This window comes from Patescibacteria group bacterium (genome assembly GCA_022560785.1).
GTDB lineage: Bacteria > Patescibacteriota > Minisyncoccia > Phycocordibacterales > JADFSL01 > JADFSL01.
Map to the genome: position 1 here is coordinate 1 of JADFSL010000018.1, position 13,616 is coordinate 13,616.

Sequence of the window (13,616 nt, forward strand, 5' to 3'; positions counted from 1 at the left end):
ATAGTCATCCCATACGTCTTTATATCAACGACATGGTAGTGCAAGGAATTCCAATTGAGAATTCAAATTGGATTGAAGTCGACCGCCCACATCAAATTAAAGAAGTTGAGTTGATGCTAAAACAAAATGAAGAATGATAAAAATACTATCCTTCTTTTTGATTGGGATGGGGTTATTGTTGATTCTAATGCTTGGAAATGGAATGGCGCATGGCAGAAAGTTTTTTCTGACGAACCGGCGTTGGCAAAAATAATGATGCATGCGTTTTCCAACGATACAGATAAGATTCTCAACCGATATCAGTTACTTGATGAGACTTTTGCTCATGCCGATAAGCAAGGAATTTCACCTCTTCACTTAAAAGAGGAATATGCAGACCAATTTGGGAAAGCGGTTCGTGGTGGTGTGGTCCGTATTGGCTTATTTCCAGGTGCAAAAGATATTCTAAAACAATTACATACTGCTGGGTACCGTATGTATGTAATTTCAGCTACTTTGCAGAAAGATCTTGAATATATAGCTCACGAACTTGGTGTAATGGATTATTTCGTTGCCCTATATGGTCTACCGGGAAGTAAATTAGAACACACAAACACTATACGCAGTTGCGAAAAAACAAATGCGGAGCATATCGTTATCGGTGATGGAGATTCAGATCGTGAACTTGCAAAAAGGATTGATTGTTTATTTATCGGTATTTCAAATAATTGGAATAAATGGCATGTAGGTAAAACCTCTATCGGAATTGTGGTACCTAGAATTGATGATATCTTGGAAATATTGAATATTTAGCTAACTCTTCTGAAGAGAAATATAAGGACAATCATATCAATTGCTCGTGCAAGAAGAAGAGCTATAACAGCTCCCCAGATACCATATGGCGGGAGTAGTAAAAGGAGCAGTATAATTTTTGAAATAGGGCTTATGGCAGTTACAGTATACAGCTGTTTCTTTTTCATGTGTGCAAAGAAAAGTTGTTGTATAAATATTGTAGGCATGTACAAAAGAACAAGGGCATATACTTGTGAATAGATAACCGAGTCTATATATTGGGGAAACAAAAATTGGAAGATGTATGGTGCAGTCACTATATACAACAGGGTAAGTAATGTGACAAAAATAAACAGACGCAATATTTTACCTGGTATTGCCATCTTGAGTTCTGAGATGCTTCTGTTGCTGAATCGAGGAAGTATCAAAAGTTTTATTATATTGTTAGCTGATATAACTTGATTTGGTATTGCAAGCGCAAAAGCATAAATTGCAAGCTGTATGGCACCGAGAAAATGGAAGATAAGAATCTTGTCAACATTATTAGCAATCGTGTATACCACACGTATAATACTTAGATGTTTGCCGTATTGTATAGCTGTAACATCAGTTGGACCTTCAGGTTTGTATATAGCAACTGTACGGAAATAAAAAAATAAAGCAATTGTGGTGTGTGAAGCAAAATAGACAAATACAATAAGTACTGGGTTATTTGTGGCCACCACAGTAAGTAACAGAAAGATTGCGGGTATAGTACTTCGGAATATACCGTAGAGCGAGATCTTTTTAAAATCCTTCTTTCCCTGTAGAAATGCATTGTAAAGCGTAAAGCTATTTAGGAATGGAACAAACGACCCAACAATCAGCAGTGAAAGTGCGAGAGTGCTGTTATCGTTTACAAAGTAATACAATGCACCACTTGTACCACCAATAAAGATAATCACACTCCATTTTAAATATACAGAAAACCCTGAACGAAATACTCCGTCAAATCCACGGGCCACTGCCTGAGTAATAGCAGTGGACATTCCGGTAAGAGAGAAGGTGCCTATGATTGCTGCAAGGGATAGAACAAATTTGTAATTTCCATATACCTCTTTCGGTAGCAGGTTTGCAAACCCCACAGCGAGTGCAAGTCCTGAAATTATTGATATAACTTGTCCAATAGCAAGCCAGGAGCCACCTTTAGCGAGATAAACCATGTCGGTTTTGGTGTATTTTTCGCTCCATCGGAGCACATTATAGGCTTTATTTCTTATCTTCTGAATCATTTTCTAATCGTACTTGATTGTCTATAGGTTATCAATGCGTTGTCTATTTTTGAGTAGTAGTTTCACCCTACTACGACAAGGTATTTTTATGATTCTAGTTTAATGATATAGTTATGTTCTATGAATCCCGTTAGAGTTGAGAAAAGTTTGTATACTTGTCAGTCTTTAAGGAATCATTGATATGTCGAATATGTTATATACTTTAATTAATCAACGTTCGTCTCGGACGAACTAACTCTAACGGGATGAAAATTGAGCAGGCACTCAAATATCTCATCATTAGCGGTATTTTTATCGTGCCGTTTATACCACTTATCGTTGCAAATTCAATGTTTTTTCCATTTATTACTGGAAAAAACTTCTCGTTTCGTATTTTAGTTGAAATTATATTTGGTGCATGGGTGGCACTCGCATTTTTAGACAGTATGTACCGCCCAAAATTTTCATGGCTTTTTGTTTCAGTAGCATCATTTATAGGAATCATCTTTCTTGCCGGTATACTAGGAGAATACCCATTTAAGAGTTTTTGGAGTAATTTTGAGCGAATGGAAGGATTTGTTACATTGGCTCATCTTTTTGCATATTTTTTGGTTGCGGGCACAATGCTAAACACACAACAGCTATGGACTCGATTTCTCAATACATCTGTTGCTGTAAGCACTTTTATAGGAATTTACGGGGTTTTCCAACTTGCAGGCAAAGTCACAATAAACCAAGGTGGAGTGCGCCTTGATGCAACATTTGGCAATGCTACATATTTGGCAGTATATATGCTCTTTCACATCTTTATAACGCTGTTTCTTCTCGCTCGCTGGCGAGGAGGAAATGTGGTTCGGTTTATTTACGGCGCAATAATTATGCTTCAGGTTTCAATGCTCTACTACACAGCCACTAGAGGGACAATATTGGGATTTCTCGGTGGCATTTTCCTCACAGCACTTCTCATTGCTCTGTTTGAGAAAGAACAATTGAGACTCAAAAAAATAGCTATTGCGGGAATTATGGCGGTTGTTTTACTTGCGGGAGGATTTGTGGCGATAAAAAACACAGAATTTGTAACAGAAAATCCGGTTCTTTCACGATTCTCTGATATTTCATTTACGTAAAGAAAGGTCAGTGCTCGTTTTCTTATCTGGGACATGGCGTGGCAAGGAATAAAAGAAAAGCCGATTCTCGGTTGGGGTCAGGGGAACTTCGGTCTTGTATTCAACAAGTACTACAATCCGGAGCTCTACGCACAGGAACCGTGGTTTGACCGAGTCCACAATATAATCCTCGATTGGGCTATTGCGGGAGGTCTTTTGGGACTTTTGGCATATCTATCAATGCCATTCTTGTTTCTCTACTATCTCTGGAGAAAAGTCACGGACCTGTCATTTGTGGAAAAGAGCATTTTTACAGGATTACTCGTAGGATATGGATTTCACAACCTCTTTGTCTTTGATAATCTCATAAGCTACATATTCTTCTTTACACTTCTCGCATATATTCATAGCAAGATTAGCCGGCCATTCCTACACCCATTATGGCAGAGAATGGTTGTGTCACACGGTACGGCAGTGAGACTTGTTACTCCACTTATGATAGTGCTTACAATATTTTCGATTTATGCGATTAACGCAAAAGGTGTGACTGCAGCACAAACACTAATCAAAGCAATTTCACCACAACAAGAAGGTCCAGCAAAGAATTTTGAATATTTTGAAGAAGTGGTTGCTCTTAATTCTCTCGGAAGACAGGAAGTTGCAGAACAACTTGTTACTACCGCAGTGAGGGTGAGGGACCCGCAAGTGGACTCCGGAGTGCAGCAGCAATTCTTTGATTTCGGGCGAAGTGAAATGGAACGGCTTATAGAAAACAATCCCAATGATGCACGTGTGAGACTGTTCTACGCCTCATATTTAAATAGATTTAGTTTTTTTGATGATGCGATAGTACAGCTTGAAAAAGCGCTTGAGCTCTCGCCACAAAAACAAGCAATCTTTTTTGAATTGGGGACATCATATCTCAATAAAGGTGATTTAAACAGAGCTCTTGAAATATTCAAAGAAGCACACGAACTTGCACCGAGTTATCCAGATGCGGTATATGTCTATGCTGTAGGAGCAGCTTATGCGGGTCGCGATGATATAGCCAGCAAATTACTCGGGTCATTGTTTGAGCAATACAAAGAACGTGATGAGGTGTTTGCTGTAGATGACCGCATAATTCGTGCATATGCCCAACTTGAACGATACGATAAAATTGTAGAAATTTGGCAAAACGCAATCGCTACAGATCCCAATAATGCACAATTTCGCATCTCACTTGCCGCTACCTATATTCAAGTTGGCAGAAGATTAGAGGCAATAGCTGAAATCAGAAAATCAATTGAGCTGAACCCTGAATTTAAAGAACAGGGAGAGTTCTATATTCATGAGATAGAAGCTGGGAGGAATCCCTAAATCACAAAACTATTTTTTGCGATCAGGCGATCATTTCGCTTACAAGATAATTTAGCCATAGGATGGTTGACTCGCCCTTGCATTAGTGCTATACTCTTCGTGAGTGCCACTAAGTTGTGGTTCTATATAACGAAAGTCTATGCAAGTCCCGCCTCACGGCGGGATTTGCGTTTATAAATATTTTGACTCAATTTGTGTCGTCGGTGTGATATACTTTTTCTAGACTTGATTGTTTCAAATTATGGAGGGCGGCGGCACTCATAGACTTTTGTTTTGGAGCTCGCACCCGCTCTCCATAATTTGACATAATCACAACAGAAAATAAAAAGCAATGTATAAATTGCTTTTTATTTTTTATTTTTTTTTACATAAAGTTTGTTATAGATTGTTTAATTAAAAAAAATTATTTTTTAAGTTAAAAAAAAATTTACAGTTATCCACATTTTTTTAAAAACAACATTGTTTTCGCTTTTGTTGTATTTAATAATATACATAAGTGAGCGCAATAACTTTTTTAAACTTTTTTCATGATTAAGTGAAAAGTTTGGTCGAAAGTTATTACAACTCTGTTATAAATAATTAATTCAAAAAACATATGGCAGCAAGAAAAAGGAAAGTAGCAAAGAAGGCAACTGTAAAGCGAACAACTCGCCGAAAGGCAACAAGTAAGCGAACGACTAAAAGGAAGTCAACAGCTAAAAAGGCAACGAGGAAACGATCTCGAAGAAAGCGATAAACAAAGGACTTCTCTTTGTAAACAAAATCTCCCAACTATGGGAGATTTTGTTTTTATGTTATATTTTGTGATGTATGTTTAAACTAGGCGGTCTATTTGGGAGTCAAAACGACAAAGCACTGAAAACCATTGCTCCACTGGTAGAAAAAATAAATGCTTTCGAAGAAAGCATTACAGCACTCTCTGATGATGAACTTCTCAACAAAACAGAAGCATTCAAAACTCGTCTTGGTGAAGGAGAAACATTAGATGATCTGTTGCCAGAGGCGTATGCAGTAGTGCGTGAATCTGCCAAGCGAACGCTTGGGCAGAGGCACTTTGACGTACAACTCGCAGGAGGAATTATTCTCCATCAAGGCGATATATCCGAGATGAGAACCGGAGAGGGAAAAACACTTGTGGCAACACTCCCGGTATATTTAAATGCACTCGCCGGCAATGGGGTGCATGTTGTTACCGTAAACGACTATCTCTCGAGGAGAGATGCTGTGTGGATGGGGCAGGTGTACTCATTTCTCGGACTTTCAGTCGGTGTCATAAACGACAACGAGTCATTTTTCTATGACAAAGAACATAAAGAGGTTGATGAAGCACGTGACGAAATTGGTTCCTTTAAAGTGTTCCATGAGTTTCTGCGCCCATGTACGCGACAGGAAGCGTACAGAACCGATATCACATACGGAACCAATAATCAGTTTGGATTTGATTACCTTCGTGACAACATTGAGTATGATAAGAAGATGATTCGCCAACGTGGTTACCACTTTGCCGTTGTTGACGAAATAGATTCAATTTTAATAGATGAGGCGCGTACGCCGCTTATCATTTCAGCACCAAGTGCGGAATCAGGTAGCCTCTATACAACATTCTCACATATTGCACGCACACTTAAAAAAGACACGGATTTCAATGTAGATGAAAAGCTAAAAGCGGTAACACTTACCGACGAAGGGATAGAACGAGCTGAGAAGATTCTAGGTATTGAAAATATTTATACGGAGAAAGGTATCAAGTATGTACATCATCTCGAGACCGCGGTGCGCGCCAAAGCTCTTTTTGAGCGTGATAAAGAGTATGTGGTAAACAACGGAGAAGTAATTATCGTGGACGAATTTACTGGACGGCTCCAACCGGGCAGGCGATGGTCTGAAGGTCTCCACCAGGCAATAGAGGCAAAAGAGGGAGTCACTATACAAAAAGAATCCCGCACATTTGCATCAATTACCTTCCAGAACTATTTTAGGATGTACAAGAAGCTATCGGGTATGACCGGTACTGCTATGACCTCATCTGAAGAGTTTTATAAGGTATACGGGCTTGATACTATCGCAGTACCTCCCAATGTACCTTCAAAACGACAAGACCACCCCGACCTTATCTTTCAGACGGAGCAAGGAAAGTTCAAAGCAATAGCGCGCAAGGTGCATGAACTTAATGAAAAAGGCCAACCAGTTCTCATAGGCACTGTATCAATTGAAAAAAATGAATTACTCTCCTCATACCTTACGCGTGAGGGGATTAAACACGATATGCTCAATGCCAAAAAACACGAACAGGAAGGTGAAATTATTGCGCAAGCTGGCAGAAAGAATAATGTGACGATTGCAACCAACATGGCAGGTCGTGGAGTGGACATCAAACTTGGCGGTAACCCGGCAACACAAGATGAATATAAAGAAGTGAAAAGAATTGGGGGACTCTTTTTGCTTGGTACAGAAAGACACGAAGCGCGAAGAATAGATAACCAACTTCGTGGTCGTTCCGGTAGACAGGGAGATGAGGGAGAAACGCAGTTTTTTATTTCACTCGAAGATAGTCTTATGCGTGTTTTTGCATCTGATACCATAAAGAAGATGATGGGGCGGTTTGGGATTCCTGAAGATGAGCCAATTGAAAATCGGCTCATTACCAAATCACTTGAATCGGCGCAAACAAAAATTGAAGGGTTTAACTTTGATGCGAGAAAACACGTGCTTGAATATGACGATGTGCTAAATCACCAGAGAAGAATAGTGTACGAACGTAGAAGCAGCATTTTAATGGGTGGCAACGAAGTAGTGGAATCTACTCTTGCGCAATTAATAGGTGATGATGGGGAAATACAAAAATTGGTAGAAGAAAAGAAATCTGCGCTTGGAGAAGAAGATTTTTATAAAAATGTTAAACAGCTGTTCCTTCAGACAATTGATATGCTTTGGGTTGAGCATTTAGAGATGATGGATTATCTGCGCGGTAGCGTCAACCTGCGCGCGTACGGACAACGCGATCCACTTATTGAATACAGAAGAGAAGGGTTAATCCTCTTCAAGGAAATGCAGGGGTCAACAGACGAACATATGCTAAAACTTCTGATGAATATTGGCTCAGGGGCATTTGCAAAAGAGGAGGTAAAATTAAAAGAGACTCATGCAAATGCACGGCTTATAGGAGGAAATAGCAATGTGTCAGCGGCAACAACCGTCTCCAAATCAAAAAAAGTGGGTCGTAACGACCCATGCCCATGTGACTCTGGGAAAAAATATAAAAAGTGCCATGGAGCGTAGATATATATGATACAATATTTAAATGAATGGGAACGACTACCTACATGAGGTTGCCATTACCGCAATTGTTGTAAAAGACGGAAAATACCTCATCACACAGCGTTCCAAGGAGAAAAAACGTTTTCCTGGTATGTGGGTGGTACCCGGTGGGCGGCTTGAAACGAGCGATTACATTAACCTACCAAAAGATACCGAGCATTACTGGTATAATGTGCTTGAAAAGACACTCAAAAGGGAAGTTAAAGAGGAAGTTGGTATTGATATTGAAAATATTGAGTACGTAACCTCATTGGCAAGAGTACACGAAGATGGTGCTCCATCGCTTGTGATTTCTTGCATTGCAGATTTTGTATCAGGTGACATAGTGCTTCAAAACGGTGAAACAGAAAATTTTGCATGGGTATCGCTGGAGGAGGCAAAGAACTATGATTTAATTGAGGGAATTTACGACGAACTTGTTATGGCAGAAGCGAGGGTAATGAGAACAAAAGGTGGGTGGAAAATGGATATCCACTAATCAAAAAAAATCTATGGATATATTTAACATTCCAGTTGTGTTGGGAACAGCGAGGCAAGGTCGTTTCAGCGAATATGTGGCACGGTTTGTGCATCAAAAGTTTACTGAACATGATGGCATTGATTCAAAACTTATAGATATAAGAGATCATACATATACTATAACCACTCCACCGTGGGGAGTGGGAGGCGCAAATGAAAAAAAGACTCAGTGGAAAGAAATCATAGAAAACGCAGATGCGCTCGTCATTGTAACTCCCGAATATAATCATGGATATCCCGGTGAGTTAAAATTATTACTTGATTCGCTCTACGATGAATATGAAAAAAAACCAGTTGCTCTCTGTGGTGTTTCGGCAGGGGGGCTAGGTGGAGCGCATGTGGTGGAGCATCTAAAACAAGTTCTGATAGAATTTAAAATGGTTCCTATACGAAACGCAGTATACTTTTCAAATGTGAAAGATTTGTTTACCGAGAATGGTACAATAAAAGACGCTTCATATGGAGAAAGGATAGATGAAATGCTCAAAGAGCTTCTGTGGTATGCACAAGCACTTAAAGATGGTAGAAAAAACAAATGATAAAACTTATAGCAAAACTATTAATCAGCATACTTGCAATTTTACTTGTTGCTAATTATGTTCCAGGAATTGAGGTCTCTGGTTTCTATATTGCACTCATGGTTGCGCTCATTCTGGGAGTTATCAATCTGACATTGAAACCAATACTTTTTATTTTAACTCTACCAATTAATGTTCTTACACTAGGACTTTTCACATTTATTATAAACGCCCTTTTATTTTGGTTCGTCTCTACTTTTGTAGACGGGTTTACGGTTGCAGGATTTATTCCAGCATTCATCGGAGCATTTATTGTTTCAGTGTTTGGTTGGTTTGGTAACAAAGTTCTCTGATGCAGAATATAAATATTGGTTTGCGAAAGAATTACGCTACTATTTTATTTTTTACTTTTATTGCCCTTGCACTACTCTCATTGTTTTTAAATGAACCTATCTATTACTTGGAGCAATTTATAGGAGATAATTATATTATAAGTTCAATTACTTTTATCGTACTGATGTTTGTTGCAACAGTTATTGCTCCGATTGCAGTGTTGCCAATAGTTCCAACAGTTGCACTTGTGCTTGGCCCACTACCGACAGCGATGTATAGCATAGTAGGGTGGACTGCGGGAGCCGTTGTTGCCTTTTTAATTGCGCGACATCTAGGCAGACCTGCACTTGCTCGTTTTGTGTCACTTGATGAAATATCCAAGTATGAAAAGTACATACCCTTAAATGCGGAATTTTGGTGGATTGTGATACTTCGTATGATTATCCCAGTTGATATACTCAGTTACGCCATAGGATTTCTCAGCAGAATATCGGTGGGGAAGTACATTCTCGCTACACTCATCGGGGTCACTCCTTTTTCATTTGTTTTTGCATACCTTGGAATAGCATTCATACAGAAACAATATTTTCTATTGGTATTATTTTTAGTTATTGCACTTTTTATATTCAGTTTGGCGTACATACTCATTATAAAAAGGAAGTAATAAAGCTATCTCGCTTAGGCGAGATAGCTTTATTTTAAAGGTATATTACGATAAATATAGAGATTTTTGTATATCACACATATTTTTTCAAAAATTAGCCATTCTATTCCCCACTACGCTATAATGTACCGAGTATGTAGTCTGCTTAGATCTTACTGTTTGGATCTGTGGGCGATATGTTTTTTATGCACCAGACTACTTTTTATAGATGATATAAAAATTTCTACGTTTGAATAGCGTTGTACTTCTGCTACAATTGTGTGCATGGAGTACTCACCTACTATAGGGCTAGAAATACACGCTGAGCTAAAAACCAATACAAAGCTTTTTTGTAATTCCAAAAACGATTCCAATGAGAAGAAGCCAAATGTTAACATCTGTCCAGTGTGTATGGGACATCCAGGAACACTCCCAGTTCTTAACAGACAAGCTATAAAAAATGTTCTAACTATAGGATTCGCTCTTGGCAGCGACTTAGCTGATTTTACAGAATTTGATCGTAAAAATTATTTTTATCCAGATATTCCAAAAGGCTATCAAATAAGCCAATACAAATTCCCTCTTGTAAGCGGAGGTAAGTTAAATGGCATTGTAATCACAAGGATACATCTCGAGGAAGACACCGCGCGTTCAGTACACAGTTCAGATGACAGCCATAGCTTGATTGATTTTAATAGAGCTGGTGTTCCTCTGATGGAATTGGTTACGGAACCGATGATTAAAGATGCTAAACAAGCAGTCTCGTTTGCCCGAGAACTCCAGCTTTTAATTCGCTATTTAGGAATAGGAGATGCTAATATGGAAAAAGGTGAGATGAGGGTTGAGGCAAACATCTCAGTAAGTAAAAATGCCTCTCTTGGTACAAAAGTTGAAATTAAAAATCTAAACTCTTTTAAAGTCGTTGAAAAAGCTATTAATTATGAAGTTTCTATACTTGCTCAATTGGAAACTGCCAATAAAATTTTTTATTTGGGAGATTATGTATATTACTTTAGGGCGGATTGTTGTGGGCTGCCTAACTACGAGGATACGATATACTTATTCAATCCTATCCGTATTTCCCTAAATCTTTTAGAAGATAATAGCTTTGAATTAAGATACTGGCAGCTTTCTTTTCATCTGCGGTATCAATAATCAGATTTCCACCACAAACCGAGCATTTGTAATTCACGCCATAAAGTCCTTTACCATGGCTGACGCCTCGCTTCCATGCATCTTTGACAGATACGTCTTGAGCACCCACTGCTTCCCTTAAGATATCACCTATGCTTTTACCGCTCGTCTCTCTAATTTCGTCTAGCTGTATTTTTAAATCCTGGCTCACTCGTATGCTGATGGTAGGATGGCTTTTATCATATTTAATCTTTGACGGTGGCGGCTGTTTTTTCTTTACCATAATTCCACTCCATTTACTACTTGATATAGTCCACGCTATGTACGCGGAATATGATACCACATTACGGGGAATTTACGATAGGGTATACGATAAGGTACACGGTAGGGTATACGAAGTGGTTTACGATATAGGGAAATAGTGAAAGTCAAGCTTTCTGCGATCATACAGGATATGGAGGCTTTATGATATACCAATGTCTGTAAAGGATACTTTCGTCGCCCATAATGGCCAATGTGGATGTCTGATGGCTACTCTGTTATCGAATTACTATTAGCTTGAGCTATGTCAATACATAGTATAATTCAAGAAGAAGGTCATTCAGGTTATGCGTTCGAAGCATCGAAAATACTATAGATATAGTCTCTTCGAAGTATCAAAGAGGCCTATGTCTAGATCGAGTAAAGGAATACTAACTAAGATTTGGCTCAATGAAGGCTCAGTGGGGAGGGGAATAAGGACTCCCTATAAAAGAAGCCCCGGATTCTCAACGTGGCACTCCGCCGAATTGGGGGAGGCGCAAAGGCCTGCTCATGAGGCTTGGCTACTCGTTGACGGTTTGATAGGCCTCGTTTCGTGGCGTGGAGCTCCTGGGGCAAGCCTACGGTTAAGGTGCTAAAAAGGTTCCTTTTTTACTACTATACAGTAATCTTCCAGCTAGGAATTCAAGTAATTGTAGGACTATTAATGGTACACTTAACCTTTGGGTGCTTATATACTGTAAAAAATAAGGGAATAAGGTATGGGAAGGTATGGCAAAATCCAGGGTAGCACTAATTAAATGCGATACATACGATGATGCACAGGTATACGAAGCAGTTCAGGCGGGAGTAAACCTGCTTGGCGGAGTTTCCCATTTTGCCCAAGAAGGAGAAAATATAGTAATTAAACCCAATGCGCTGATAGGTACAAATCCTGAAAAGTGTGTTTGTACGCATCCTTCTGTATTCAGGGCAGCAGGTGTAATTTTAAAAGAGGCGAACCTCATACTATCTTATGGTGATTCTTCAGGTTTTGGAAGATGTCAGACTAATATGAAAAGGGGCGGATTCAAACAGGTGGCTGATGACTTAGACATCAGAATGGCTGATTTTGACAAAGGGAGATCTGTTACACATAATCAGGCACTGTTAAACCAGATTTTTGTTCTTGCTAATGGGGTCCTGGAATCAGACGGTTTAGTAAGCGTGTCAAAACTCAAGACACATGGGCTGACCAGGTTTACCGGAGCAGTAAAAAATCAATTTGGATGTATACCAGGTTTCCGTAAAGGCCAATTCCATATTAAGATGGCTGACCCATATGAATTCGCTACAATGTTAGTCGATTTAAATACACTGATTAAACCAAGGTTATATATAATGGATGGCATTATGGCAATGGAGGGGAATGGACCGCGGAACGGTACACCAAAGAAACTGGGCGTTTTACTGTTCTCCAATGACCCAGTTGCTCTGGATGCTGTAGCTTGCAAAATCATTAATCTAGACCCCGCATTTGTGCCAACATCTAAACCTGGTGAGAAGGCAGGCCTTGGGACATATCATTACCAGAATATAGAAATAGTCGGTGATGATGTAGAATCCTCTGTTGATAAGAGTTTCGAAGTTGTTCGCAAGCCTCCAATTACAACTTCCAGTGGGCGAGTGAGGACATTTCTCAGGAACCAAATATGCCCAAGGCCAGTTATTGATGGGATAATATGCACAAATTGTGGTATTTGTGTAAAACAGTGCCCGGTTAAGCCCAAGGCGGTGAACTGGCATAATGGGGACGAATCAATGCCACCTACCTATAAATATGACCAATGTATAAGATGTTACTGCTGTCAGGAGTTGTGTCCCGAGGGAGCCATCACCGTGAAAGAGACTTTATTAGGCCGGGCGATTTTCCGCTGATTTGTTTAAGGTGATGAGGTTAATAGTTCGTTTCTGTTACATATTGAACAAAAGTCCATCGCGTGTAATTAGAGGAAGCAAGGCATCCTTCTCCCCTTAATAGAAGATGAACGCTTAGAGCAGGTCATGTATACCATCGCCCAATGTAATAATTAGCCATTATGTTGGTCCCAGCCTTATTCCATATGGTACCATGTTATCAGTAATCTTCACTTTGGAGAGACTATGGACGGCAATGATCGGCCAGAACTTCGGTTAATATGGGATGAAGCCAAGGCTCATATTGAGCGTGGTGACTACGATAAGGCAATAGAGATCTACAGGTACATACTTATCAGATACGCAGAAGATGACATAGCCGTTGAGTATGCCAATGCTTATCTTGGAGACATCTTCCTGACGATCCGACGCCTTGATCTCGCAGAGAGGCACCTGAAAATGGCCATCACTATGGCTCCCCGTAACTCTCATTATTACTATTTACTGG

At 39.5% G+C, this 13,616-nt stretch carries 12 protein-coding genes; 10 read left to right on the plus strand and 2 right to left on the minus strand.

Annotation, left to right across the window (positions count from 1 at the left end; all coding sequences use genetic code 11):
* The first annotated feature begins 126 nt into the window (after window positions 1-126).
* Window positions 127-792, plus strand: coding sequence for an HAD family hydrolase (locus IIB50_02090; GenBank protein MCH7529884.1), 666 nt, complete (start codon window positions 127-129; stop codon window positions 790-792).
* Here IIB50_02090 and IIB50_02095 read toward each other — a convergent pair.
* Window positions 789-2,009: an oligosaccharide flippase family protein gene (locus tag IIB50_02095; protein ID MCH7529885.1), complete on the minus strand. Its 1,221-nt coding sequence runs from the start codon at window positions 2,007-2,009 to the stop codon at window positions 789-791. The two genes, IIB50_02090 and IIB50_02095, sit on opposite strands and share 4 nt — an antisense overlap.
* Window positions 2,010-2,287: 278 nt before the next feature.
* Here IIB50_02095 and IIB50_02100 point away from each other — a divergent pair, with 278 nt between their 5' ends.
* The 8 genes from IIB50_02100 (at window position 2,288) to IIB50_02135 (ending at window position 10,972) form a co-directional block, all read left to right on the plus strand.
* A complete protein-coding gene (locus IIB50_02100; protein MCH7529886.1) occupies window positions 2,288-3,148 on the plus strand; it encodes a hypothetical protein in 861 nt (286 codons plus the stop codon).
* 33 nt (window positions 3,149-3,181) lie between these two features.
* A complete protein-coding gene (locus IIB50_02105) occupies window positions 3,182-4,486 on the plus strand; it encodes a tetratricopeptide repeat protein (protein MCH7529887.1) in 1,305 nt (434 codons plus the stop codon).
* 810 nt (window positions 4,487-5,296) lie between these two features.
* Window positions 5,297-7,765: a preprotein translocase subunit SecA gene (gene secA / locus IIB50_02110; GenBank protein MCH7529888.1), complete on the plus strand. Its 2,469-nt coding sequence runs from the start codon at window positions 5,297-5,299 to the stop codon at window positions 7,763-7,765.
* A gap of 22 nt (window positions 7,766-7,787) precedes the next feature.
* Window positions 7,788-8,282 (plus strand): NUDIX domain-containing protein, encoded by a 495-nt coding sequence (locus tag IIB50_02115; protein MCH7529889.1) that lies wholly within the window; start codon window positions 7,788-7,790, stop codon window positions 8,280-8,282.
* A gap of 13 nt (window positions 8,283-8,295) precedes the next feature.
* Window positions 8,296-8,862 (plus strand): NAD(P)H-dependent oxidoreductase, encoded by a 567-nt coding sequence (locus IIB50_02120; protein ID MCH7529890.1) that lies wholly within the window; start codon window positions 8,296-8,298, stop codon window positions 8,860-8,862.
* Window positions 8,862-9,194, plus strand: a complete 333-nt coding sequence (locus IIB50_02125) for a phage holin family protein (GenBank protein MCH7529891.1) — start codon at window positions 8,862-8,864, stop codon at window positions 9,192-9,194. The genes IIB50_02120 and IIB50_02125 overlap by 1 nt, the downstream gene beginning before the upstream one ends.
* Window positions 9,194-9,838, plus strand: coding sequence for a TVP38/TMEM64 family protein (locus IIB50_02130; protein MCH7529892.1), 645 nt, complete (start codon window positions 9,194-9,196; stop codon window positions 9,836-9,838). Before IIB50_02125 ends, IIB50_02130 begins: the two co-directional genes overlap by 1 nt.
* Before the next feature lie 264 nt (window positions 9,839-10,102).
* Entirely contained in the window at window positions 10,103-10,972 is an 870-nt protein-coding gene (locus IIB50_02135) for a hypothetical protein (protein ID MCH7529893.1), read from the plus strand.
* On the opposite strand, the gene IIB50_02140 is transcribed toward IIB50_02135, so the two are convergent.
* Window positions 10,887-11,294, minus strand: coding sequence for a CopG family transcriptional regulator (locus IIB50_02140; protein ID MCH7529894.1), 408 nt, complete (start codon window positions 11,292-11,294; stop codon window positions 10,887-10,889). The genes IIB50_02135 and IIB50_02140 overlap by 86 nt on opposite strands.
* Before the next feature lie 689 nt (window positions 11,295-11,983).
* Between IIB50_02140 and IIB50_02145 the strand changes: the two genes are divergently transcribed.
* Window positions 11,984-13,129, plus strand: coding sequence for a DUF362 domain-containing protein (locus tag IIB50_02145; GenBank protein MCH7529895.1), 1,146 nt, complete (start codon window positions 11,984-11,986; stop codon window positions 13,127-13,129).
* The last annotated feature ends 487 nt before the right edge of the window (window positions 13,130-13,616 follow it).